At 42.8% G+C, this 22777-nt stretch carries 25 protein-coding genes; 14 read left to right on the top strand and 11 right to left on the bottom strand.

Annotation, left to right across the window (positions count from 1 at the left end):
• The first annotated feature begins 3 nt into the window (after window positions 1–3).
• On the top strand, window positions 4–930 hold the full coding sequence (gene ctlX, locus ACFQ3Q_RS13555) for a citrulline utilization hydrolase CtlX (RefSeq protein ID WP_380746738.1): 927 nt from the start codon (window positions 4–6) through the stop codon (window positions 928–930).
• Here the strand turns inward: ctlX and ACFQ3Q_RS13550 are convergent.
• Window positions 927–2417, bottom strand: coding sequence for a BCCT family transporter (locus ACFQ3Q_RS13550; RefSeq protein WP_380746737.1), 1491 nt, complete (start codon window positions 2415–2417; stop codon window positions 927–929). The two genes, ctlX and ACFQ3Q_RS13550, sit on opposite strands and share 4 nt — an antisense overlap.
• Window positions 2414–3865 (bottom strand): SDR family oxidoreductase, encoded by a 1452-nt coding sequence (locus tag ACFQ3Q_RS13545; RefSeq protein ID WP_380746736.1) that lies wholly within the window; start codon window positions 3863–3865, stop codon window positions 2414–2416. Before ACFQ3Q_RS13545 ends, ACFQ3Q_RS13550 begins: the two co-directional genes overlap by 4 nt.
• A 70-nt stretch (window positions 3866–3935) precedes the next feature.
• On the opposite strand from ACFQ3Q_RS13545, the gene ACFQ3Q_RS13540 reads away from it, so the two are divergent.
• Entirely contained in the window at window positions 3936–4139 is a 204-nt protein-coding gene (locus ACFQ3Q_RS13540) for a hypothetical protein (RefSeq protein ID WP_380746735.1), read from the top strand.
• Window positions 4140–4187: 48 nt separating this feature from the next.
• Here ACFQ3Q_RS13540 and ACFQ3Q_RS13535 read toward each other — a convergent pair whose 3' ends face one another.
• Window positions 4188–4613, bottom strand: coding sequence for a hypothetical protein (locus ACFQ3Q_RS13535; protein ID WP_380746733.1), 426 nt, complete (start codon window positions 4611–4613; stop codon window positions 4188–4190).
• 112 nt (window positions 4614–4725) lie between these two features.
• Here ACFQ3Q_RS13535 and argS point away from each other — a divergent pair, with 112 nt between their 5' ends.
• From argS to ACFQ3Q_RS13520, 3 genes are all read left to right on the top strand, one after another.
• Complete coding sequence (gene argS / locus ACFQ3Q_RS13530; protein ID WP_380746731.1) at window positions 4726–6504, top strand: arginine--tRNA ligase; 1779 nt, start codon at window positions 4726–4728, stop codon at window positions 6502–6504.
• Between the two features lie 139 nt (window positions 6505–6643).
• On the top strand, window positions 6644–7972 hold the full coding sequence (ffh, locus tag ACFQ3Q_RS13525) for a signal recognition particle protein (protein ID WP_380746729.1): 1329 nt from the start codon (window positions 6644–6646) through the stop codon (window positions 7970–7972).
• Between the two features lie 63 nt (window positions 7973–8035).
• On the top strand, window positions 8036–8923 hold the full coding sequence (locus ACFQ3Q_RS13520) for a bifunctional 5,10-methylenetetrahydrofolate dehydrogenase/5,10-methenyltetrahydrofolate cyclohydrolase (RefSeq protein WP_380746727.1): 888 nt from the start codon (window positions 8036–8038) through the stop codon (window positions 8921–8923).
• Window position 8924: 1 nt separating this feature from the next.
• On the opposite strand, the gene ACFQ3Q_RS13515 is transcribed toward ACFQ3Q_RS13520, so the two are convergent.
• The 4 genes from ACFQ3Q_RS13515 to rluF form a co-directional block, all read right to left on the bottom strand.
• On the bottom strand, window positions 8925–9329 hold the full coding sequence (locus ACFQ3Q_RS13515) for a YkvA family protein (RefSeq protein WP_380746725.1): 405 nt from the start codon (window positions 9327–9329) through the stop codon (window positions 8925–8927).
• A 22-nt stretch (window positions 9330–9351) separates the two neighbouring features.
• Window positions 9352–10371 (bottom strand): AI-2E family transporter, encoded by a 1020-nt coding sequence (locus ACFQ3Q_RS13510; protein ID WP_380746723.1) that lies wholly within the window; start codon window positions 10369–10371, stop codon window positions 9352–9354.
• A 24-nt stretch (window positions 10372–10395) separates the two neighbouring features.
• Entirely contained in the window at window positions 10396–10818 is a 423-nt protein-coding gene (locus ACFQ3Q_RS13505; RefSeq protein WP_380746721.1) for a VOC family protein, read from the bottom strand.
• Between the two features lie 158 nt (window positions 10819–10976).
• Window positions 10977–11804 (bottom strand): 23S rRNA pseudouridine(2604) synthase RluF, encoded by an 828-nt coding sequence (rluF, locus tag ACFQ3Q_RS13500; RefSeq protein WP_380746719.1) that lies wholly within the window; start codon window positions 11802–11804, stop codon window positions 10977–10979.
• A gap of 142 nt (window positions 11805–11946) precedes the next feature.
• Between rluF and ACFQ3Q_RS13495 the strand changes: the two genes are divergently transcribed.
• The 4 genes from ACFQ3Q_RS13495 (at window position 11947) to dnaG (ending at window position 16447) form a co-directional block, all read left to right on the top strand.
• The gene (locus tag ACFQ3Q_RS13495) at window positions 11947–12510 is read left to right on the top strand and encodes an RNA polymerase sigma factor (RefSeq protein ID WP_380746717.1); all 564 of its coding nucleotides are present in this window, start codon (window positions 11947–11949) and stop codon (window positions 12508–12510) included.
• On the top strand, window positions 12497–13249 hold the full coding sequence (locus ACFQ3Q_RS13490; protein WP_380746715.1) for a hypothetical protein: 753 nt from the start codon (window positions 12497–12499) through the stop codon (window positions 13247–13249). Before ACFQ3Q_RS13495 ends, ACFQ3Q_RS13490 begins: the two co-directional genes overlap by 14 nt.
• An 83-nt stretch (window positions 13250–13332) precedes the next feature.
• Window positions 13333–14361: a hypothetical protein gene (locus ACFQ3Q_RS13485; RefSeq protein WP_380746713.1), complete on the top strand. Its 1029-nt coding sequence runs from the start codon at window positions 13333–13335 to the stop codon at window positions 14359–14361.
• 127 nt (window positions 14362–14488) lie between these two features.
• Entirely contained in the window at window positions 14489–16447 is a 1959-nt protein-coding gene (dnaG, locus tag ACFQ3Q_RS13480; RefSeq protein WP_380746711.1) for a DNA primase, read from the top strand.
• A 3-nt stretch (window positions 16448–16450) separates the two neighbouring features.
• On the opposite strand, the gene ACFQ3Q_RS13475 is transcribed toward dnaG, so the two are convergent.
• Both ACFQ3Q_RS13475 and nadE read right to left on the bottom strand, forming a co-directional pair.
• Window positions 16451–17083, bottom strand: a complete 633-nt coding sequence (locus tag ACFQ3Q_RS13475; RefSeq protein ID WP_380746709.1) for a response regulator — start codon at window positions 17081–17083, stop codon at window positions 16451–16453.
• Window positions 17084–17197: 114 nt separating this feature from the next.
• Entirely contained in the window at window positions 17198–17989 is a 792-nt protein-coding gene (gene nadE / locus ACFQ3Q_RS13470) for an NAD(+) synthase (protein WP_380746707.1), read from the bottom strand.
• Window positions 17990–18095: 106 nt separating this feature from the next.
• On the opposite strand from nadE, the gene gldB reads away from it, so the two are divergent.
• The 3 genes from gldB to ACFQ3Q_RS13455 are packed head-to-tail and all read left to right on the top strand — an operon-like array spanning window position 18096 to window position 19768.
• The gene (gene gldB / locus ACFQ3Q_RS13465; RefSeq protein WP_380746705.1) at window positions 18096–19055 is read left to right on the top strand and encodes a gliding motility lipoprotein GldB; all 960 of its coding nucleotides are present in this window, start codon (window positions 18096–18098) and stop codon (window positions 19053–19055) included.
• Window positions 19055–19393 (top strand): gliding motility protein GldC, encoded by a 339-nt coding sequence (gene gldC / locus ACFQ3Q_RS13460; protein ID WP_380746703.1) that lies wholly within the window; start codon window positions 19055–19057, stop codon window positions 19391–19393. Before gldB ends, gldC begins: the two co-directional genes overlap by 1 nt.
• A complete protein-coding gene (locus ACFQ3Q_RS13455) occupies window positions 19394–19768 on the top strand; it encodes a GTPase (protein WP_380746701.1) in 375 nt (124 codons plus the stop codon).
• On the opposite strand, the gene yihA is transcribed toward ACFQ3Q_RS13455, so the two are convergent.
• Complete coding sequence (gene yihA / locus ACFQ3Q_RS13450) at window positions 19754–20359, bottom strand: ribosome biogenesis GTP-binding protein YihA/YsxC (RefSeq protein ID WP_380746699.1); 606 nt, start codon at window positions 20357–20359, stop codon at window positions 19754–19756. The two genes, ACFQ3Q_RS13455 and yihA, sit on opposite strands and share 15 nt — an antisense overlap.
• A 10-nt stretch (window positions 20360–20369) precedes the next feature.
• Complete coding sequence (locus ACFQ3Q_RS13445) at window positions 20370–21134, bottom strand: alpha/beta fold hydrolase (RefSeq protein ID WP_380746697.1); 765 nt, start codon at window positions 21132–21134, stop codon at window positions 20370–20372.
• Window positions 21135–21423: 289 nt separating this feature from the next.
• On the opposite strand from ACFQ3Q_RS13445, the gene mraZ reads away from it, so the two are divergent.
• A complete protein-coding gene (gene mraZ / locus ACFQ3Q_RS13440; protein ID WP_380746695.1) occupies window positions 21424–21891 on the top strand; it encodes a division/cell wall cluster transcriptional repressor MraZ in 468 nt (155 codons plus the stop codon).
• Complete coding sequence (gene rsmH / locus ACFQ3Q_RS13435; RefSeq protein WP_380746693.1) at window positions 21878–22774, top strand: 16S rRNA (cytosine(1402)-N(4))-methyltransferase RsmH; 897 nt, start codon at window positions 21878–21880, stop codon at window positions 22772–22774. The genes mraZ and rsmH overlap by 14 nt, the downstream gene beginning before the upstream one ends.
• Window positions 22775–22777 lie beyond the last annotated feature (3 nt).

The following is a 22777-nucleotide window of genomic DNA, read 5'->3' as shown; positions in this document are numbered from 1 at the left end:
ATTATGGAACAGATCACAAATACAATATTGATGGTTAGACCGGTTGCATTCAGGATGAATGAGCAAACCGCTGTAAATAACTATTTCCAGGAAGACCTCAAGGATGAAGATGTGAATGAGAGAGCTCAGAAGGAATTTGACGACTTTGTGAGCAAACTAAGGAAAGTTGGTGTAAATGTAATTGTGGTTGATGATAAACCGGAAGACGATACACCAGATTCTATTTTCCCTAATAACTGGGTCTCTTTCCATCAAAACGGGAATATCGGGCTCTACCCGATGTTCGCTGTGAACAGAAGAAAAGAGCGCAGAATGGAATATTTTGCCCGATTGGAAGAAGAAGGCTTTAAGATCAAGAATGTAATTGATTATACCGGGGCAGAGGAGGACGATGTCTTTCTTGAAGGGACCGGTAGTTTGCTGTTGGATCGTGTGAACCGAAAAGCTTACTGTGCGCTTTCTCCACGGGCAGACGAAGATCTTTTAATTGAATTCTGTGAAGACTTTGAGTTCACTCCGGTAATTTTCAATGCGAACCAGGATGTAGACGGGAAAAGAAAAGCAATTTATCACACCAATGTGATGATGTGTCTTGCCGAAGATTTTGCAGTGATCTGTCTTGAAAGTATAGACAATGGTAAGGAACGCAAGAATGTCCTGAAGCATCTTAAAGAAGACGGGAAAGAGGTGATCAAGATCACCGAAGCACAGATGCACGAATTTGCCGGAAATATGCTTCAGGTGAAAGGAGCTTTCGATAAGAAATATCTTGTGATGAGCTCCAGGGCACATAAAAGTCTAACCGATGAGCAGGTAAAGAACATAGAAAAGCATTGCGAGATCTTAAGCAGCGATCTTGATGTGATAGAAACCTGTGGTGGTGGAAGTGCCCGCTGTATGATGGCAGAGGTGTTTCTTCCAAAAGCCTAATATTTCCTAAGCAACTGCATTAAAAAGATGATCATTATTCCGGCTGTGAAGAAAGCGAACGGAAGTGAGCCTATAATCAGGAACTTCTGCATTGCCTGCAGTACATCGCTGTCAGGTTTGATGTTCCCAAGGATTATTATGGCTTCCGAAAACACCAGGATCACCACAGCCCAAATCAGCCGGAATTTCCTTTTTGGGTTTTCATTCCCCCGGTCACTGAACATACTAAGTACATAGATAGCTGAATCTACCGAGGTCACCAGGAAACTCATCAACAGCATCATTGTAACAATATTGGTGATATTCGAAAGTGGAAGTTGCTCGAAAAAGACGAATATCGAGGTGAAAACATTCGAAAATTCACCATTGTAGGTACTCTGGCTTTCTACCATTTCAAAAGACATCGTTCCAAATACGCTGAACCAGAAAAAAGTACCGAGGGAAGGAATGAGCAGAACGCCTAAGATCATTTCCCTAATGGTTCTTCCCTTTGAGATCCTGGCAATAAAGACTCCGGTAAAAGGAGCCCAGGCCAGCCAGAAGGCCCAGTAATAGTAAGTCCAGTCGGTAAGAAATTCTTTTCCGGGGTTAAATTTTCCCAATGCAAGGCTTAGCGGGATAAAATCGATAATATAATGATAGGTGGCGTTGAAGAATCCCGAGAAAACTTCGGTAAGATCGGCCTGAAAGATCACAAATGCCAAAAGAAACAGGGTAGCGTAAATATTCCAGTTCGATATTCTTCTGATTCCTTTTTCCACTCCTGCCCAGGCCGATATAAAAGCGAACAGGCATATGATAAAAACCAGGAAGAGGGTCACGCTCACACTGCCGGCTTTTTCAGATAAAATATGACTCAAGCCACCTTCAATTTGGGTTGTTCCCAGCCCGATCGCGGCCACCAGTCCGAAGACCGTGGTAAGAATGGTCAGGAGATCGACTCCTTTTGGCAGAAGTCTTATCGCTTTTAACTGAGGTAAACTGGAACCTAAAAGGATATTGGTTTTCCTTACAAAGATGGAATAGGCTATAATGAGGGCGAATATTCCATAAAAGGCCCAGGCCGTAAAGCCCCATTGATAAAAAGTGTATTCCAGCGCGATTAAATCGGCGCTGTTTCCGGTTTCCAGGGGTGGATTGAGAAACATAAAAACCGGTTCCTGCACAGCACGAAGCAGAATTCCAGCTCCCATTCCCGCACTGTAGAGCATCGCGATCCAGGACATCCGGTCAAATTTTGGCGGCGCAGTCCCCAGTCTAATCCTTCCGTATTTTGAGACGGCGATCCCTATCAAAAATAAAACGCAAATCAGGCCGAGCCATAAATAAAAGGCTCCGAACCTTTCTCTTACCCATACGGAACCCTCTTCAATTAAACGATAAAAGACTTCGGTATAAGTGAAAATAAAAAGTGAAAAGAGTAAAAGGATCCCGGCTGCAAGATAGAAAAGCAGATTTCCGTATATGTGTGTACCCAGTTTCTTCAAACAGGAGTGTGGAGTTTGGTTCTTTTTTCGGTTGCTATCTTATTGAGCATTCCTTCAAATATAAAATAATGAAACGGATACATCGAATACCAGTAAAGTCTGCCCCAGATCCCTTTTGGTCTGAAGGTAGCTGTTTGGTGCAGGATGTTGTTTTCATCAATCTTAAATTCAAGCCAGGCTTCGCCGGGTACTTTCATCTCGGCAAAAAGAAGAAGGCGTTTTTGCTCTTTATCGGCCAGGAGCACCCGCCAGAAATCCAGGGCATCTCCGGGAGCGATTTTGGTGGGGTGGGTGCGGCCGCGCCTTAAGCCAACACCACCGAATAGTTTATCGATATATCCCCTTATTTTCCAGAGCCAGTTCCCGTAATACCATCCGTTAAGACCTCCAATAGCCCAAATCTTATCGAGTACGGCTTCTGGATCTTCCACCTTTACAGATTGTTCGTCTTTAAGGCAGCCATAGGTGGGCACCTGTATATACTTGTTCAGCTCTTTTCTAAACCGACCGCTGCTTAGGGAATCTTTCCAGGAAGAGATCACCTGGTTTTGCTCGATCTTATAAAAGGCCAGTTTTATGGCTTCGGAATAACTGATAGGTTTAATGCCCAGTATCTTCTCGAGGCGTCTGTCTTTCGTGGTTACCTCAATTTTCATACTATCTACCAGGTTTTGGGCCAGTTTGTAAGATGTGGAAGTGACAAAATAAAGCCAGTAGGATGACAGTTTGGGAGACATAACCGGAACGCTGATGATCCATAGCTTCAGCCCTCTGATCTTCGCATAGATCTCCATCATTTCCTGGTAGGTAAGGATATCGGGGCCGCCTACATCAAAAGATTTATTATAGCATTCCTCCTTGCCAATCACTCCCGTTAGAAACTGTATGATATCACGTATGGCAATAGGCTGGCACTTGGTGCGAACCCATTGCGGGGTGATCATTACCGGCAGCTTTTCACAAAGATCCCTGATGATCTCGAAGGAAGAACTCCCCGAGCCTACTATAATGGCAGCCCTGAGAACCGTTAAGTTGAAGCTTCCTTCGTAAAGGATCTCTTCGACTCGTTTTCTTGATTTCAGATGCTTCGAAAGCTCTTTCTGATTTATAATTCCGCTGAGGTAGATCACCTGTTTTACCGAGGTGCCTCCCATTATCAGGTTGAAATTTCTTGCAGCCTGTTCTTCCTGGGTGTCAAAGTCTTTGGTAGAGGCAGACATCGAGTGAATAAGGTAATACGCGACATCTATGTCTTTTATGGCTTCAGGTGTCTCATCCTCTTTCAGGAAATCCAGCTCTACGATGCTCACCTTGTCCAGCAATTCCTTGTTGGAACTGAACCTGTTTTTATTTCTTACGGCGCATACTACCTCGTGTCCCGATTCCACCAATTGTGGCAGTAATCTCATCCCTATATAGCCATTTGCGCCGGTAAGAAGTATTTTCATCTGATAAGATTTTGCTTTAAATTAGCCATTAAATTACTACCTTCCCTACAGATTAGTAAAACTTTATAAAATGAATAATACCCTGAAAGTTGTTCTCCTTATCCTTGGCCTTGGATTAATAGGTTACGGACTTTATACGCTCGTTACCCCTGAATTTGCTCTTGATGCCGGTCCGCTCCAGATCGAAGCCCAGGGGGATAATACTCAATCTTACGCAATGATCGCCTTCGGTCTTTTGGCTCTTATAGGAGGGCTTGCCTTTAGGAAGAGATAGTTATCTGAAAGCTACTCCCAGTACCGTCATTAACGAATGGCTTGCTTATTAGAGATCTTCGATCTTTGTTGGGGCATTATCGGTCTTGTAGTCCAGTACCTTTTTGAAATATTTATGGATGGCAGGGGTGTTGGCTTTTACCTTGATGTTGTAATGGTCTTTGTGAACCGAATATTCTTCAGCTTTTCCTTTGTACAGGTGAAGCTTGTAATAGGGGATAACCAGGGCATAAGTTTCCAAAAGAGACCTGAACATCACGATAATTCCCTTGGGCCTCATTTCAACATTACAGGTATTGGCATTGTTGTCCAGCACTAAAAGGTTGTGGATGTCTATACTGCAGGAGTTAATATGGAGTTTTGGAGAGCCCGAGCCGTTGATTTTCATCCGTTGAAGCAGGGTGAAAGGGGCGCCTACCTCTTTGTTGATTTTCTCTTTTATTGCCGGCCTGTTGTAGGAAATATTCAGTAGCATCTCTTTTTATTTTAAAGATAAGGATTTGCCCGTAAAGCCTTTAATTAAAAGGCTATTTTCTCTTATCTTTGCGGCTCCTTATTCAATTTTAAACTAAAAATTACAGGATATAATGAGCATTCAGGCAATCCTTTCCCAACACGCGAAAGAAGCAGTTAAAAAACTTTACGATACTGAGATCGAAACCATAGAGTTTCAGCCTACCCGTAAGGATTTTGAAGGTGATATTACCCTTGTGACTTTCCCGATGCTGAGGCAGGTGAAGACTAACCCGGTGAAATTAGGTGAAGATATCGGGAATTATCTCGTGGAAAATGTTGCTGAGGTTAGCCGTTTTAACGTGGTGAAAGGTTTTCTGAATATCGTGCTCAGCGATTCTTATTACCTTGATTTTTTCAATGGAATGAAGGACAGGGAAGATTTCGGGATAGTTCCTCCGGCATCTGATGCCAAGGGAATAATTGTCGAATATTCTTCGCCTAATACCAATAAGCCCCTGCATTTGGGACATATCAGGAACAATCTTTTGGGCTATTCGGTTGCCGAGATCCTGAAAGCTGCAGGGAATAAGGTGTACAAAACCCAGATCATCAACGATCGCGGGATCCATATCTGTAAATCTATGCTTGCCTGGAAACGTTTCGGGAATGGGGAGACTCCTCAGTCTGCTGGCGTAAAGGGCGATAAGCTTGTTGGGAATTATTACGTAAAATTCGATAAAGAATATAAGAAAGAGATCTCAGAGCTAATGGCTCAGGGAAAGACCGAAGAAGAAGCCAAGGCCCAGGCTCCTATCCTGGTGGAGGCGAAGGAGATGCTTAGAAAGTGGGAAGCCGGTGATCCGGAAGTGGTGGAGCTTTGGGAAATGATGAACCAGTGGGTTTATGATGGTTTTGAAAAGACCTATGATGCTCTGGGAGTGGATTTCGATAAGAATTATTATGAAAGCCAAACCTATCTTCTTGGGAAGGATGTGGTGACCCAGGGGCTGGAGAAAGGAATTTTCTATCGCAAGGAAGATGGAAGTGTTTGGATAGACCTTACCGACGAAGGCCTTGATGAGAAGATCGTTTTGAGAAGCGATGGGACTGCGGTATATATGACCCAGGATATTGGTACCGCCATTCAAAGAGTAAAGGATTTTGATATTAATGGAATGGTCTATACCGTGGGGAATGAGCAGGACTATCACTTCAAGGTGCTTTTCCTTATCCTGAAAAAACTTGGTTACGATTGGGCAGACTACCTGTATCATTTAAGCTACGGAATGGTAGACCTGCCGAGCGGGAAGATGAAAAGCCGTGAAGGGACCGTGGTAGATGCTGATGATCTAATTGTAGAAATGACCGAGACGGCACGTGCTATCTCTGAGGAACTAGGGAAGCTTGACGGATATTCAGATGAAGAAAAGGAGGAGCTTTACAGGATCATAGGTCTTGGAGCGCTGAAGTATTATATCCTTAAGGTAGATCCGAAAAAACGAATTCTGTTCAACCCCGAAGAGTCGGTAGACTTCCAGGGGAATACAGGTCCGTTCATCCAGTATACCTATGCCAGGATTCAGTCCATCATAAGAAAAGCCGATTTTGATTACAGCAAAGCTGTGGGAGAAGACTATGAATTTCACGAAAAGGAGAAGGAGTTGCTGAAGCAGCTGGAACTATTCCCGGAGACCGTTCAGCTGGCGGCAGAGAACCATAGCCCGGCACTTATTGCCAATTACGTTTACGATCTTGTAAAGGAGTTCAATTCTTTTTATCAGAACGTGACCATTCTGGGAGCAGATACCGAGACTGAAAAGATCTTCAGGGTGCAACTTTCCAAGGCAGTGGCCAGTGTGATAAAATCAGGTTTTGCCTTACTGGGAATTCAGGTTCCTGAGAGAATGTAACAGAAGATAGGATCCTGAAGGGGAGGTTAGGAAAGGTAAAACTTCCGCAGAAATAAAACTTTTCACTTCAGGCTCAAATCATTAAATTTGCAATTCCGCGGCAGGTTCCGCAGAAAAATTAAATCCAGAGGAAGAGATTATGTTTGATAATTTAAGCGATAAGTTAGATAATGCCTTACACGTCCTGAAGGGACACGGGCAGATTACAGAGGTGAACGTTGCCGAAACCTTAAAAGAAGTTCGCCGTGCGTTGGTAGATGCCGATGTTAACTATAAAATTGCCAAGGAATTCACCAATACCGTTAAGGAAAAGGCGCTGGGTCAGGACGTATTAACTGCGTTGAAACCCGGTCAGTTAATGGTGAAGCTGGTAAAAGATGAGCTGACGCAGTTAATGGGAGGAGAAGCTGAAGGGATCGATCTTTCAGGAAATCCTTCTGTGATCCTGATGTCAGGTCTTCAGGGTAGTGGTAAAACCACTTTCTCCGGTAAACTCGCTAATTATCTAAAAACTAAAAAGACCAAGAAGCCGCTTTTGGTTGCCTGTGATGTTTACAGGCCTGCGGCTATCAACCAGCTTCACGTAGTTGGAGAACAGGTTGGGGTTGAGGTATACAGTGACGAAGGAAACCAGGACCCCGTTGCTATTTCAAAAGCTGCTATTGCTCACGCCAAAGAGAATGGCCATAATGTGGTGATCATAGATACCGCGGGTCGTTTGGCGGTAGATGAAGCGATGATGACCGAGATCTCGAACATTCACCAGGCTATTGAGCCCCAGGAGACCTTGTTCGTGGTAGATTCGATGACTGGTCAGGATGCTGTGAATACCGCGAAGACCTTTAACGAAAGACTGGATTTTGACGGGGTGATCCTTACCAAACTGGATGGTGATACCCGTGGTGGTGCCGCTATTTCGATTAAATCGGTTGTAAACAAGCCCATTAAATTTATCGGTACAGGTGAGAAGATGGACGCGATGGACGTGTTCTATCCTTCCCGTATGGCCGACAGGATCCTCGGGATGGGGGACGTTGTGTCTCTTGTGGAACGTGCCCAGGAACAATATGATGAAGAAGAGGCGAGAAAACTTCAGAAGAAGATCGCTAAGAATAAATTCGGATTTGATGACTTTTTAAGTCAGCTTCAGCAGATCAAGAAAATGGGATCTATGAAAGATCTTATGGGAATGATCCCGGGAGCCGGAAAGATGATGAAGGATGTGGATATTGACGATGATGCCTTTAAACATATAGAAGCTATTATTCACTCTATGACTCCTGAGGAGCGAAGCAATCCGAAGCTGATCAATTCCAGCAGGAAGAAACGGATCGGGAAAGGTTCGGGAACTTCGGTGCAGGAAGTGAACCAGCTGCTCAAGCAATTCAATCAGATGGGAAAAATGATGAAGATGATGCAGGGCGGCGGTGGCCGAAAGATGATGCAGATGATGAAAGGAATGAAATAAGACATAAAATGACCACGGGGGGCGAGCTGCAAAGTTTTGCCCCTTTTATTTTAAACATACATAATGACAATTCTAGACGGGAAAAAAATAAGCAACGACATTAAGAACGAGATTGCTCAGGAAGTTGCTAAAATGAGAGAACGGGGAGAAAAAGTTCCTCACCTGGCAGCGATCATTGTTGGGAAAGACGGCGCCAGTATGACCTATGTGAACAGTAAGGTTAAGGCCTGTGAGCGTGTAGGTTTTGAATCTTCACTTTACAGGTTGCCAAATACCATTAGTGAACTGGAACTTCTTGATAAGATCGAAGAGCTTAACCAGAATGATGACATTGATGGTTTTATAGTGCAATTGCCGTTGCCTCCGCAAATTGATACCCAAAAAGTATTGAATGCCGTAGATCCCGATAAGGATGTAGATGGTTTTCATCCTACCAATTTCGGTAAGATGGCACTGGATATGACCACTTTTATTCCCGCGACACCATTTGGGATCTTAGAATTGTTGGAGCGTTATGATATTCCTACCAAAGGAAAGCATACGGTGGTGATAGGACGTAGTTATATAGTTGGAAGACCAATGAGTATCCTGATGGGAAGAAGTGGTTTCCCGGGGAATTCTACGGTTACCTTAACCCACGAATTCACTAAGAATATCACCCAGATCACCTCTCAGGCTGATATCATTATTATCGCTGTTGGAATTCCTGATTTTCTTAAGAAAGAAATGATCAAGGATGATGCGGTGATCATAGATGTTGGAATTACCCGTGTTCCGGATGAAGACAGCCCTAAAGGTTATGTTATAAAAGGAGATGTGGATTTTGATAATGTAAAGGACAGAGCCTCTTTTTTAACTCCTGTTCCCGGTGGGGTTGGCCCTATGACGGTATCTATGCTGCTAAAGAACACTTTGCTGGCAAGAGAACGCCATAGGATGGCCAATAAATAAATCACTCATTTTCTGCTTCTTCCAGCTTCCAGTCCAGGTAGCTGTGAAGATCAGATTCTATGAATCTTAAAGCGAAGGTGAGGATCGCAAAGTCATCTATATAACCTATTCCCGGAATAAAATCAGGCATTAGATCCAGCGGATTCAGAACATACAGCAATGAAAATCCTATGGAAGCTATGGTGAACCAAGGTACATTGGTATAGACTCCCCTGCGGTAATCTTTCAGCATACCGAACATAATTTTTCCTAATTCGGCATATTTTCTTAAGGTTCCGGAATTCAGGATCTTGTCGGTGATTTCCTCCTGGTTCTTGGCGGCGAGGTCAAGGTCTTCGTCCTTCACTTTTGCGACGCCGGACTTTAAATATTCCTCGTCAATTTCTTTTTTCTTTTTACTGAACATATAATTAGAATTTTAATTGTATTTATAATCTTTCTTCAGAATTCCCGTATTCCTTTTTGTAAATTTTCAGGATCAGTAGGAACAGGGATATTAATAAAGGGCCAAAAATCAGGCCAATAAAGCCAAATAAGGGCACTCCCACTATCACCCCAAATAATGTTATTAATGGATGCACGCTGGCCAGTTTTTCCAGGATATACAGGCGTATGAGGTTGTCTGTGACTCCTACCACGGTGAACCCATAGATAAGAATGGCCACACCTTCCCAGTTGTTGCCCTGTGCAAAGAGTAAGATGGCGACGGGGATAATTCCTATTGCAGTGCCAATAAAAGGAATCATAGAGCCTATTGCCGTGATCACGAACCAAAAGAACGGATCCGGAACACCCAATATTAAATAACCGATCAGGGCCACCACTCCCTGAAATAATGCCACAAGGGGAATTCCCAGGGCATTGGACTTTACCAACTCATCGCTTTCATCCCCAATGATCTCAAGGTTTTCCTTACCCAGTGGGATATAAGAGATAAGGGAGTTCTTCATTCCGTCCCGGCTAATAAGCATATAGTAAAGCATAAAATACATAATACCAATAGCGATAATGGCATTAAAGGTGCCACCTGCCAAATACTGTAAATTATTTGAGGTCCAGCTGGTGATAGCTGAGGTATTGATATATCCGCTCAGTTCGAAACCAAGATATTCTTCCGTGATATTTAGCTGTTCTTTTATGGCGCGAATAACCCTTTCAGAATTCGCTACGGCTCTTCCTATCTTGGAGCTTAGCATAAACACGATAAGGCTTACGGGGACCAGGATGCCAACAAAGGACCCCGACATTAACAGGCTTGCCGCTACGCTGGGATTCCAGCCTCTGTCGGTTAAAGATTTCATCCACCGCCTTAGCAGAACGTATAAAGTGATGGCGCCCAATACCCCTGAAAGGTATGGGATAATCTCTTTGAAAATTAAAACCGCTAAGAATAACAAGAGCAATAGCACAAAAATCTGTCGTACTAAAGCCGGTCTTAATCTGTTCATATAAGGGGTGTTGGTTGGTTTATTTTATTGTGCAAAAAGCTGGTCCATATTCCTGAAGGCCTTAAATTCCAGCGCATTTCCGCTGGGGTCCTTAAAGAACATAGTAGCCTGCTCTCCGGGCTGGCCTTCAAACCTTATATAAGGTTCTATAGTGAACTCCACTCCTTTAGATTTTAGCAGTTTTGAGAATTCCTGGAATACATCCCATTCCAGGACAACTCCAAAATGCGGAACGGGCACCTCTTTTCCGTCTACAGGATTGCTGTGTGATTTTTCGGTTTCTTCAGCGGGTTTATAATGGATCACCAGCTGGTGTCCAAAAAAATTGAAATCTACCCAATGGTCACTGCTTCTGCCTTCACCACATCCAAGAACTTCTCTGTAAAATTTTCTTGCATCCTCCAGATCGGAGACCGGAATGGCCAAATGGAATGGTTGTATTTTCATAAATTGATTAGCCTTTTTAATTTAATTAATAGCCGCGATCTTTAACTTTCAAACATTTACAGAGTACCTGTAAAGGCTTTGTGCTAAGTGAATTCAGCTATTTTCTAAAATTAAAAAGATATCCTAACATGTGCGGCAAGCAGAAGCCTAATAAACTGTTAAGATTTTTTGCGGCCTGAACGCCGCTTGGCAAAGCCCTTACTGCGTCCGGAGGGCTTCCTGGTGGTTGTTCTGTTAGAAATTCGCGAAGCTTCTTCAGTCTTGCTGGATTCATCGACCAATTTATTGATGGTCTTTAGTTCTTCTTCGGTAAGATCGCGCCACTGGCCTACGGGCATATCCAGCTGCACGTTCATTATCCGGATTCGCTTCAAAGCGGTCACTTCATAACCAAGGTATTCACACATTCGCCTAATCTGACGATTGAGCCCCTGTGTAAGCACTATCCTGAATTCAAATTTCCCCAGCTGTTCGATCTCGCATTTCCGGGTGACAGTATTCAGAATAGGCACGCCGTTTCCCATTCTTTTTATAAAATCGGGCGTGATAGGCCTGTTGACTGAAACTATGTATTCCTTTTCGTGATTATTTCGGGCCCTCAGGATCTTGTTGACAATATCTCCGTCATTGGTCAGAAAAATAAGCCCTTCGCTGGGTTTGTCAAGGCGGCCAATAGGGAATATCCTTTTCGGATAATTGATATAATCTATAATATTGTTCTTTTCCACCCTGGTATCTGTGGTGCAAACGATCCCCACAGGTTTGTTGAAAGCGAGGTAAACGTTTGGTTCTTTTCTCTCCTTGCCTGAAATCTCTTTCCCGTCAACCCTTACCTCATCTCCCGGAGCGATCTTGGTCCCCATTTCGGGTACCTCTCCGTTTATGGTTACCCTGCCCTGGTCGATTAGTTTATCGGCTTCCCGACGCGAGCAATAACCTGCTTCACTTAGAAATTTATTGATCCTGGTAAGTTTCGGTTCTGACATAAAAAGTAATTCTGCGGCAAAGATACAAGTTTTAAAACCGATGAAGAATAAAGTAAAATTTCAAAAAAATAATTTTCTCAGGCAACCTTTCGTAACTTTCAGTCGTCTATGTTAATAGAAGGCCTTTTTAAACAGGAATCAGGTGAAGGTAATTCAACTCTTTAAAAACGAAGCTAATCTCATAAAACGTGCGGGAGGGAATAATCGCGAAGCCCAGCGGCAGCTCTATGAGAAGCATTCTCCTAAAATGCTGAGCGTGTGCAGGCAGTACATCAAAGATCTGCAGCAGGCTGAAGAGGTGATGCTTAGCGGATTTTTAAAGGTTTTTAATCACCTGGATGACTTCAGAAATGACGGTAGTTTTGAAGGTTGGATAAGAAGAATAATGGTTAGAGAGTGTATCTCTTTCTTGCGAACCCGGAAAAATGTTGAATTCGGGGAAGAGGATATGACGGTTTACGGGGAGACTGTAGATAGCATTAATGAGGAGTTGAATGCAGAGCATATTCAGAAGCTCATAGACAGTTTGCCTGAAGGTTACAAAATGGTGTTTGTGTTATATGCCGTTGAGGGTTACAAGCATCAGGAAATAGCAAAAATGCTGAAGATCACTGAGGGAACTTCCAAATCTCAGTTATTTAAAGCGAGAAAGATGTTGCAGGAAAAACTGCGATTAGAAAATGTAACAGGTTATGGCACCAATTAGATTTGAAGAACAGATAAAAGAGCAGCTGGATAAAAGGCGTCTTGAGCCTTCTGCCGGAAGCTGGGATAAGCTGAGCTCAGAACTCGATAAGGCTGAAAGTAAGTCCTTTAATGGGCGCTGGTGGGCCGGGCTGGCCGCGGCCGTCACGGTTCTTCTGGTTATTGGGACTTTTGTTTTTAGACAAGCTGAAGTTTCATCTCCCGAAGTGGCTGATCAGCCGGCTGCAGAAGAGAAGTTTGAGAAGCCTGCTGAAAAAGCACAATTTCAGCCTGCAGAAGAACTGGCCTCTGAAGAAGCTGGCGCCGGTTCAGCAGGGAAGTTTGAAGAAACGCGGATTTCTGAAGAAAGCTTTGCCGAAACTAAAGCGAAAGAACCTGAAACTCGGCCGGTTAAAAAGACGGGAAAAAGCTCGCCTGTAGTTTTGGAAAGTATAGCAATGAGTCCTCCGGAAGAAGTTCAGGAGGAAGCAACTGCTTCAGAAAATACTTCAGAAGTTATAGCAGATGCTTCAGAAGAAAAAACAGTGAAGGTTACCGATGCCGAGGTAGATGCGTTACTTGCTTTGGCCTCAGAAAGGATAGAACCTGAGAATTTGTCTTCCGGAGAAAGAATTACTGCCGAAGCATTGCTTTCTGAAGTTGAAGCTGCTGGTGAAGAATCTACCAAAACCAAGGTTTTCCAGCTTCTTAAAGAAGGTTATCTTAAAGCAAAAACAAGCATTGTTCAGCGAAACGATTAATCATAAGAATTTTTAATCCATCATTTGCGATGGGGTCATTTATCAATCAAACTCCGGGAGCATAACCGGAACAAATCATCATTATGAAAGCAATTATTTTTTACATCAGTTTAGTCTTATTGAGTTTTAGTGCCGACCTGGCGCAGGCACAGGATAGTTTGAAAGTTTCTAAGGAAGATTACTATGAAAAGCAGAAAGAGAAGATCGTTAAAGATGAGCGGGAAGAGCTTAAAGTGGCTTTGGAGGAAATCAACCGGAAGCTGGAGAACGATCAGCTCTCTCCTTATGAAGCAGACAAGATGCGGGAGGAAGTGGCAGAAAAGCACGCCTTAAATATCAATAACAGGATCGCCATCCTCGAGAATGAACTGGAGCTGGAGAGAAGAAACAGGGAAAGGAACAATTATAAAGCTCTTGGAGGTAAAGGGAAGGTTCTGGATGTACATATTGAAAAAGAAGAGGAGAAATATGACAGGCGAACCTACAGCGATATTGTGCTCGCCGCAGGTTTCAACAATGCGCTAGCGGAAGGCCAGTCCCTTAATGATTCAGATTTTAAGATTGGGGGAAGCCGTTTCTTTGAGATAGGCTGGGCCTGGAAGACAAGAGTGTTTGAGAACTCCAACTGGTTACGGGTCAAGTATGGTTTTTCTTTTCAGTTTAACGGGCTGAAACCAACCAATAACAGGTATTTTGTAGAGGACGGGGATCAGACATTTCTGGAAGAATTCCCTCTCGATCTTAAAAAATCTAAATTCAGAACCGATAACCTGATATTTCCTGTGCATTTTGAATTAGGTCCATCTGTGAAAAATGAATCGGAGACGAGTATCAGGTATTCCACTTCGGGGAAATTCAAGATAGGTCTGGGAGGATATGCCGGGTTCAATATTGGAGAACGCCAGAAGCTTAAATACAGGGAAGACGGGGAAAAGGTGAAGGAAAAACTTAAAGGCGACTATAATACCAGTGATTTTGTTTACGGTCTTAGCGGTTACCTGGGCTGGGGCGGAGCAACCCTCTATGCGAAATATGACCTGAATCCGGTTTTTCAGGATAACCCTGTAGAGCTCCATAACATCTCCCTGGGACTGAGGTTTGATGTAGATTAAAGCTTATTGCGTTATTTACTTCATTTTGTTTTCATCAAGGCTTCAATTTGAAGCCTTTTTTCTTAATTTGAGCCGGGAAATAATTTCTTATTTTTACACACTTCAAATCTGAAAAAATACTAGCTCATTGATCTCAAAATCTACCATAGATAATGTATTTGAAACAGCCCGCGTAGAAGAGGTTATAGGCGATTTCGTGAATCTTAAGAAATCGGGTTCTAACCTGAAGGGACTAAGCCCCTTTAGCGATGAACGCACCCCGAGCTTTATGGTGTCTCCCGTTAAGCAGATCTGGAAGGATTTCAGTAGCGGAAAAGGAGGAAATGTGGTAGCCTTCCTGATGGAACACGAACACTTCAATTATCCCGAAGCTATTAGGTATCTCGCGAAAAAGTACGGGATAGAGATCGAAGAGACCCAGCAGTCAGACGAGCAGAAGCAGCAGGCGAATGAGCGGGAGAGTATGTATCTGGTATCAGAATTCGCCAGCAAGTATTTCCAGAAAGTAATGCACAAGACCGATCCCGGAAAAGCTATCGGGCTTAGTTATTTTAAGGAGCGTGGGTTCAGGAACGAAATCATTGAGAAATTTGATCTTGGATATTGTCTCGATGAATGGGATGGCTTTACCAAAGAAGCTCTTGCTGAAGGATACAAACTTGAGTACCTGGAAAAAACGGGGCTTAGTATCGTAAAGGGAGAAAAGCAGTTCGATCGATTTAAGGGCAGGGTAATGTTCCCTATTAAGTCTATGTCAGGTAGAGTGCTTGGTTTTGGAGGCAGGATCCTTACCAATAATAAAAAGACGGCTAAATACCTGAACTCCCCGGAGAGCGAGATCTATCACAAGAGCAAGGTGCTTTACGGGATCTATGATGCCAAGCAGGCAATTGCCAAAGAAGATAATTGTTACTTGGTTGAAGGCTATACTGATGTTATTCAGTTTCATCAAAGCGGAATAGAAAATGTGGTTTCCTCTTCCGGAACTGCGCTTACTCCGGAACAGATAAGGCTTATCAACAGGCTTACCAAGAACATCACCGTGCTTTTTGACGGAGATGCTGCCGGGCAAAGGGCATCCCTTAGAGGGATCGATCTTATTCTGGAGCAGGGAATGAATGTGAAGGTATGTACTTTCCCTGAAGGAGAAGACCCTGATAGTTTTGCCAAAAACCATTCAGATGAAGAGCTGAAAGAATTCCTGGAGGAAAACTCTATGGACTTCATTCGTTATAAGGCTTCGCTATTGATGGAGGAGGCCAAGAGCGACCCGGTGAAAAAGGCCGGACTCATAAGGGATATGGTGACCAGTATCTCTAAGATCCCGGACAATATTCAGCAGGAGATCTATCTGGGCGAATGTTCACGGATAATGGATATTTCCGAAAACGTTCTGTACTCAACACTGGCACAACTAAACGCCAAAGCCGGTAAATCTTCCCCTCAAAAATCGCCAAAAGAATCCTTTAAAGTTGTTAAGGATGAGGAGGTGAAGCCTAAGCAAAAGGTGGACGAGATCTACAAGTTTGAAAAGGCCATTATCAGGATTCTGCTTTTATACGGGAAAAGGGATGAGGAATTTGAAGACCTGGTATTAAAGGAAAATGAACACGGAGAACTTGTGCTGGAGCCTGAAAAGCAGGAGGCCAAGGTATTTGAAAAGATATTCCTTGACCTTCAGGAAGATGAGGTGGCGTTTGCCAACAAGTCTTTTCAGGATATTTACAATCATCTTATTACCCGCCTTAATAGTGATGAGGAGTTTGAGGTTAAAAATTTTATCAACGATCTGGACCCTCAGCTTTCTTCCGAGGTGACCGATATCTTAATGGAAGAAGAGCAGTATGTGCTTCACGACTGGGACAGAATGGATATTTTTGTAAAAGATAAAAGGGATTCCATCTCGAGACTGGTTAGCGAAACCATCCTGATGATGCGAAGGTTTCTGGTTTCCCAGAAGATCGAGGAGTTGAAAAAGAATGTGAAGGATACCCCGGAAGAGGATAATTCTTCAACCCTTCAGGATGTGATGGATTATCTCACACTAAACAAAGTCTTATCTAATAAGCTTAACCGGGTAATGTAAGTCCTATTTTAATTGGAGTAATCTTGCCTGCGTGATAAGGTCTGCCACATTATCTACATTCAGCTTTTTCAGAAGCCTTGTTTTGTATGTGCTCACGGTTTTTTCGTTTATAGATAAGGCTTCAGCAATATCTTTGTTCCTTTTACCCGAAGCGAGCAGGTTGAGTACTTCCGTTTCCCGAGTAGATAGTTTTTTGAATTTAGCTACCAGGTTCCTGCCCTGAGATATTCCGGAATTCAGCTTTTGGGTGATGTTTTTATTCAGGTAAATTCCGCCTCTTGCTACCTGGTAAATAGCAGATTCCAACTGGTCAGGTAACGCGGTCTTGGAGATGTATCCTGCTGCTCCGGCCTTGATGGCACTAAGCGCATACATTTCTTCAGGATGACAGCTATAAATAAGGATTTTGGTGCCAGGATGCTCCTGCTTGATCTTTCTTAGAGCATTGATCCCGTTTAGCTGAGGAAGGTCCAGTTCCATAATAAGTACATCCGGTTCCTTCTCGTTGAGCCGTGTATATAGGTCGTCACCATTAGTAACGCTGCCAGAAATTTCAAGCGCAGGGTTGTTTCGGAGAACCGACCCGATACCCTTGCTGATAATTGGATGATGATCTGCAATTAAAACTGAATACATAATAAGTGGTTGGTGTACAATTCCGTATCTGGCAGGGTGATACGTACTACTTACTTAAAAATAACAGATAAACCAGTTATATATCAGATAATTGCGGTTTTTTCGATAAAATGGTTATTTCTTAAGATGAAAGGGGATATCACAAACAGGAATTGGATGCATTTTGTGTTGATTGGCAGTATTTAAGCGCTTGTAGATACCGAAAACTTCGGCTTCCCTTCCTGAGAAATTTGCAAGGGTCTTGCCCGATTCATCCATATGCATAGCCCATTCCAGCTCATCGTAACTAGCGCCCAGCTGGTCTTCATCACTTCGGCTGTCACCAAAAAGCCCGTCGGTAGGAGGAGCGCTTTGGATATCTTCTGAGATATTAAGATATTTTCCGATTTCATAAACCTCGCTTTTCATAAGGTCGGCTATGGGGCTAAGGTCTACACCGCCATCTCCGTATTTGGTGTAAAATCCTACGCCAAAATCTTCCACTTTATTTCCGGTGCCTGCAACAAGATATTTATGCAAGCCGGCAAAATAATACAGGGTCGTCATTCGAAGCCGGGCCCTGGAATTCGCCAAGGTAAGATCTAAGGAGTCGCTGGCTTGGGTGACAGGCATCGACGATTTGAAATTCTCAAACACCGGGGTGAGGTCTACTTCAAGGTCAGAGACATTGGCAAAATTATGCTTAAGGGCTTCAATATGTTTTTCACCTCTTGTTACCTGGCCTCTTTCCTGGTGAATAGGCATCGACAGACATAAAGTGCGCAGACCGGTCTTGGCACAAAGGGTGGAAGTAACGGCTGAATCTATACCGCCGCTTATACCAATTACAAAGCCGTTCATATTTGCTTTTGTGGCGTAATCTTTAAGCCAGCTTACAATGTGGTCTACCACTTTTTCTGTCTGCATTATCTTGTGGGATTAAATTTGTAAATAATACCTTTGCACGCAAAACTACTACTTAAACATAATTAATAAAAGTAGCAGGCGTTAAAGGCATCATAAGAAACAGGATATGAGCAGAATAGTTTTTCTTTTTCTGATGGTTTTTACCATTATTTCCTGCGAAAGCGGGTCCAAGACCGAGAAAGAGATCGAAAAGGTGAAGGTGGATTTTGATGTGGTGAGGTTCGACAGGAAATTTGCCAAGGCGACTCCCGAATCACTGCCGGGCTTACAGCAGGAATACCCCTTTTTGTTTCCGAGGCAATATCCCGATAGTGTGTGGATTCAAAAACTGAATGACACCATTCAGCAGGAAATTAATACAGAAGTAGCTAAGACCTTCCCTGATTTTTCTGAGGAGACCGATGATCTTCATCAGTTGTTTCAGCACATCAAATATTACTTTCCTGAATTTGAAGCGCCAAAGGTTATTACGATTACTTCAGAAGTAGACTATAAGAATAAGGCCCTTTTAAGTAACGGTTATTTGTTTATTGCACTTGATACTTATTTAGGAGAAGATCATAAGTTCTATATCGGGATCCAGGAATTTCTGAAAAAGAACTTCAGGAAAGAACATATTGTGGTGGATGTAGCCGGGGAGTATGCTGAAAGATATGTCCCAAAGGCTGAAGGCCGTACCTTTTTGTCTCATATGGTCTATTATGGAAAACTGCTTTATCTTAAGGAATTATGGCTGCCTTTTAAATCTGATGCAGAGAAAATGGGCTATACCCGGGAAGAACTGGAATGGGCGCAAGCCAATGAAGAGCAAATGTGGAGGTATTTTGTGGAAAATGAAATGATCTTTGATACCGATTCTGAGCTTTATTCACGTTTTCTATATCCTGCGCCTTTTTCGAAATTTTACCTTGTGTTGGACAGTGAGTCTCCGGACAGGGTGGGGCAGTATGTAGGCTGGAAAATGGTTTCTGCCTATATGAAGAAAAATGATGTTTCCATCAAGAAAATGCTGGAAACCGATGCTGAGACGATCTTTAATAACGCTAATTATAAACCCAAAAAATAATGTCTGAATACAAGAAATCTGAGATAAATATAGAGGTGGTAACCGATGAGAACAGGGTTCCTGAAGAAATTAACTGGAGTGCTGAAGACGGAAATATTTATAAGGAAGATGCAAAAGCCTTAATGCTTTCGGTTTGGGATAGCAAGGCCCAGGAAACCTTAAGAATTGACCTGTGGACCAAAGATATGCCGGTAGATGAGATGAAGAAATTCTTTCATCAGACCCTGGTTTCTATGAGTGATACTTTTTACCGTGCTACCCAGGACGAAAAGATGACCGCTACGATGAAGGATTTTTGCGATTACTTCGCGGAGAAACTTGAGATCACAAAAAAATAATTGGAGAAGCTTCTCTTCATATATAATGCGCGCTCAGGTAAGCGAAATACTTACCTGGACGCTCTTCATAAGATATTCAGCCCGGGAAATTACCCCTGCAGGCTTTGCGAGATCACTTATGGGAATTTTGGAGAAAGAAAAGAATGGAAACAATTCCGGAATTCTTCAGCCATTAAAATGGAATTTTTTCATAAAGATGAATTTGAGAAAAGCTATGCTTCCAAATTCGGGTATAAATTTGAATATCCCATAATCCTTTCCGAAGATCAGAATGGCTTGGAGGTTTTTATTTCTGCAGAAGAATTGGAAGAAATAAAAAGGCCAAAGGATCTGATAAGGTTAATTGAAGTGCGAAGAGCTTCAGGCAGGGGTTAGGCTCTCATTGATATTATCAATATAGTCCAGGATCTCTTCCTGTCCCATTCCGGTATTGGCAGAACTAATAAAGAACTCCGGCATTTCAGCCCAGTACTCCAGCATCTCCTGCTGATAGTTATTGATGTTTTGTTCCAGCGCTTTCGGTTTTAGCTTGTCGGCTTTGGTGAAGATGATGCAGAAGGGGATCTCGTGTTCTCCCATCCACTGCATAAACTCCATATCTATCTTTTGAGGCTTGTGCCTGCTGTCTATAAGCACAAAGGCGCAGATCAACTGCTTTCGTTTCTCGAAATAAGCTGTGATGAATTTCTGAAAAGTACGTTTGGTAGACTTGGAGACCTTGGCATAGCCGTAGCCCGGCAGGTCTACCAGATGCCAGTTGTTGTTGATCAAAAAATGATTGATAAGCTGGGTTTTTCCCGGTTTTGCAGAAGTCTTGGCCAGGGTCTTTCTTCCGGTGAGCATATTTATAAGAGAAGATTTACCTACATTGCTCCTTCCAATGAATGCGTATTCCGGGAGTTTGCTGTCCGGGCATTTATCAACCTTGCTGTTGCTTATAACAAAATCGGCGGTCTTTATTTTCATATAAAGATCTTTAGAAGTTGCGTTTCTGCATCCAGTCGTAAAGGATCTCGTTAAAAAGATCGGGATGCTCCATCATAGCGGCGTGCCCGCATTTATCGATCCAGAAAAGATCGGCATCGGGTAATAGTCGTTTGAAATCTTCAGCTACTTCCGGCGGAGTCACATCATCATTCTTACCCCAGATGATACAGGTGGGGGTTTTCATTTTTGGAAGATCCTTTGCCATATTATGTCTTATGGCGCTTTTGGCGATGGCAAGGGTTTTTACAAGCTTGTTCCTGTCGCTCACGGTTTCGTATACTTCGTCTACGATCTCTTTGGTAGCCACCTCAGGGTCATAGAATACGTTCTGGGCTTTTTTCTTGATGAATTCGTAATCTCCCCTTCTAGGGTAGCTTTCACCCATCGCGTTTTCATAAAGTCCTGAACTACCTGTAATAACAAGACCTTTTACAATTTCAGGATATAATTTTGTAGCCAGCAAAGCGATATGTCCTCCAAGTGAATTCCCCAGAAGGATCACGTCGTCGTAACCTTTAAAGTCTATAAATTCTTTCAGGTATTTGGCAAAAGTGCCTACACTGGTCTTCAAAAGAGACATTGAATATAATGGCAGCTCGGGGATGAGCACTTTGTAACCTTTTGGGGGAAAGAAATCTACCACACCATCAAAGTTACTGAGGCCTCCCATTAGGCCGTGCAAAATAACTATTGGAGTTCCTTCTCCTTTTTCCAAGTACGTGAACTTTCCCTCTTGCCTTAAATTATTTTTCATTGATACCCTTTGCGGTTAGCAATCGCAAATATAGCGAATTCGTTACAAGTATAATCATTTTTGAGTAATCGCAAAGCCTTTTGGTTAAAGCTTTCCTATGTGATTTTATTGGATTTGTTGATGAAAATCATTCATAATTTCCCACTAAAATCAAAGCCTTGAAATATAGAGTTGTAGCTCTACTGAGAAGGGTTTCAGTTACATAGAAAGCAGAAACTTATCAACAAAGTGGTAAAAAGTGGTAAATTGTGGTAATATTTTCAATATATTTGACTTAATTAAAAAAGAGGTGGTAAATCTTATTGGAACATACGAGTGTAAAGTTGATGCCAAGGGTCGTTTAATGGTTCCTTCGGCGTTGAAGAAGCAGCTTGCGCCTATGTTGCAGGGAGGATTTGTGCTTAAACGATCGGTTTTTCAGCCTTGTCTTGAACTGTATCCTATGGAAGAATGGGATGCGTTAATGAAGAAAGTTAACGGCCTTAACCGCTTCAAAAAGAAGAATAACGATTTTATCAGGCGATTTACAGCCGGGGTTAAAACCGTTGAGGTTGATGCCAACGGCAGATTGCTGATCCCTAAAGACCTTGTGGCTTTTGCGGGCATCAGTAAGGAAATAGTGCTCTCTTCGGCTATTAATATAATTGAAGTGTGGGACAAGGATAAATATGAAAATGCCATTGATGAAGCTTCTGATGATTTTGCAGATCTGGCAGAAGAGGTGATGGGAAATGACGATTTAGATGGAATATCATAATCCGGTATTATTAAAAGAATCTGTAGACGGTCTTAATATAAAGGAAGGCGGGGTTTATGTTGATGTCACCTTTGGTGGTGGCGGGCATTCCCGTGAGATCCTGAAAAGGCTTGGACCTGAAGGAAAGCTGTATGCTTTCGATCAGGATAAGGATGCGCTTGAGAATAAAATCGAAGATCCGAGGTTCACGCTTATCAACGAGAATTTTCGTTTTGTTAAAAGGTTTCTGAGGTTTTACGGGGTTCGTAAGGTTGACGGAATTCTTGGTGATTTTGGGGTTTCCTCTCATCAGTTCAATGAAGCTGAAAGAGGTTTTTCTACCCGTTTTGATGCGAAGCTGGATATGAGAATGGATCAGGGTGGAAGCCTAAGTGCCTATGAGGTGGTCAACGAGTATGATGAAGAGAAGTTGAAGAAAATGTTCTACGATTATGCCGATCTCAAGAATGCACCAAAACTGGCCAGGATTATTGTTGAAGAACGCCAGAATGCGCCTATAGAGAGCAGCGAGCAGCTGAATGAATTGCTGAAACCGGTGCTTTTTAAGGGTAAGGAGAATAAGATTTTAGCCCAGATCTATCAGGCTATTCGTATAGAGGTGAACCAGGAGATCGAGGTTTTGAAGGAATTCCTTCTGCAAACCGAAGAGCTGGTGGTGAAAGGTGGGAGAATAAGTCTTATCTCATACCATTCTTTGGAGGACAGGCTGGTAAAAAGATATATAAGAAGCGGAAAATTTGAAGGAGAGGCGGAGAAGGATTTCTTCGGAAATATTTCGGTTCCGTTTAAAAAGCTTGGAGGGCTAATAGTTCCTTCGGCTGAAGAAATAAAAGAGAACAACAGGGCAAGAAGTGCCAAGCTGCGCGTAGCAGTGAAATTGTAATTA

Source organism: Salegentibacter chungangensis, from assembly GCF_042678405.1.
In the GTDB taxonomy this organism is placed as follows: Bacteria; Bacteroidota; Bacteroidia; order Flavobacteriales; family Flavobacteriaceae; genus Salegentibacter_A; species Salegentibacter_A chungangensis.
This window is presented reverse-complemented; position numbering and strand designations above follow the sequence as displayed.

What these genes read in the sequence shown, in the direction of transcription:
- gldC (WP_380746703.1), top strand. Translation starts at nt 19,055, where the DNA reads ATGTCTGAATACAAGAAATCTGAGATAAATATAGAGGTGGTAACCGAT.
- ACFQ3Q_RS13515 (WP_380746725.1), bottom strand. Translation starts at nt 9,329, where the DNA reads ATGTTCAGTAAAAAGAAAAAAGAAATTGACGAGGAATATTTAAAGTCC.
- ACFQ3Q_RS13545 (WP_380746736.1), bottom strand. Translation starts at nt 3,865, where the DNA reads ATGAAAATACTTCTTACCGGCGCAAATGGCTATATAGGGATGAGATTA.
- ACFQ3Q_RS13485 (WP_380746713.1), top strand. Translation starts at nt 13,333, where the DNA reads ATGAAAGCAATTATTTTTTACATCAGTTTAGTCTTATTGAGTTTTAGT.
- rluF (WP_380746719.1), bottom strand. Translation starts at nt 11,804, where the DNA reads ATGTCAGAACCGAAACTTACCAGGATCAATAAATTTCTAAGTGAAGCA.
- ACFQ3Q_RS13505 (WP_380746721.1), bottom strand. Translation starts at nt 10,818, where the DNA reads ATGAAAATACAACCATTCCATTTGGCCATTCCGGTCTCCGATCTGGAG.
- rsmH (WP_380746693.1), top strand. Translation starts at nt 21,878, where the DNA reads ATGGAATATCATAATCCGGTATTATTAAAAGAATCTGTAGACGGTCTT.
- ACFQ3Q_RS13540 (WP_380746735.1), top strand. Translation starts at nt 3,936, where the DNA reads ATGAATAATACCCTGAAAGTTGTTCTCCTTATCCTTGGCCTTGGATTA.
- ACFQ3Q_RS13535 (WP_380746733.1), bottom strand. Translation starts at nt 4,613, where the DNA reads ATGCTACTGAATATTTCCTACAACAGGCCGGCAATAAAAGAGAAAATC.
- ACFQ3Q_RS13520 (WP_380746727.1), top strand. Translation starts at nt 8,036, where the DNA reads ATGACAATTCTAGACGGGAAAAAAATAAGCAACGACATTAAGAACGAG.
- ffh (WP_380746729.1), top strand. Translation starts at nt 6,644, where the DNA reads ATGTTTGATAATTTAAGCGATAAGTTAGATAATGCCTTACACGTCCTG.
- gldB (WP_380746705.1), top strand. Translation starts at nt 18,096, where the DNA reads ATGAGCAGAATAGTTTTTCTTTTTCTGATGGTTTTTACCATTATTTCC.
- ctlX (WP_380746738.1), top strand. Translation starts at nt 4, where the DNA reads ATGGAACAGATCACAAATACAATATTGATGGTTAGACCGGTTGCATTC.
- ACFQ3Q_RS13445 (WP_380746697.1), bottom strand. Translation starts at nt 21,134, where the DNA reads ATGAAAAATAATTTAAGGCAAGAGGGAAAGTTCACGTACTTGGAAAAA.
- ACFQ3Q_RS13475 (WP_380746709.1), bottom strand. Translation starts at nt 17,083, where the DNA reads ATGTATTCAGTTTTAATTGCAGATCATCATCCAATTATCAGCAAGGGT.
- argS (WP_380746731.1), top strand. Translation starts at nt 4,726, where the DNA reads ATGAGCATTCAGGCAATCCTTTCCCAACACGCGAAAGAAGCAGTTAAA.
- nadE (WP_380746707.1), bottom strand. Translation starts at nt 17,989, where the DNA reads ATGCAGACAGAAAAAGTGGTAGACCACATTGTAAGCTGGCTTAAAGAT.
- ACFQ3Q_RS13510 (WP_380746723.1), bottom strand. Translation starts at nt 10,371, where the DNA reads ATGAACAGATTAAGACCGGCTTTAGTACGACAGATTTTTGTGCTATTG.
- yihA (WP_380746699.1), bottom strand. Translation starts at nt 20,359, where the DNA reads ATGAAAATAAAGACCGCCGATTTTGTTATAAGCAACAGCAAGGTTGAT.
- ACFQ3Q_RS13490 (WP_380746715.1), top strand. Translation starts at nt 12,497, where the DNA reads ATGGCACCAATTAGATTTGAAGAACAGATAAAAGAGCAGCTGGATAAA.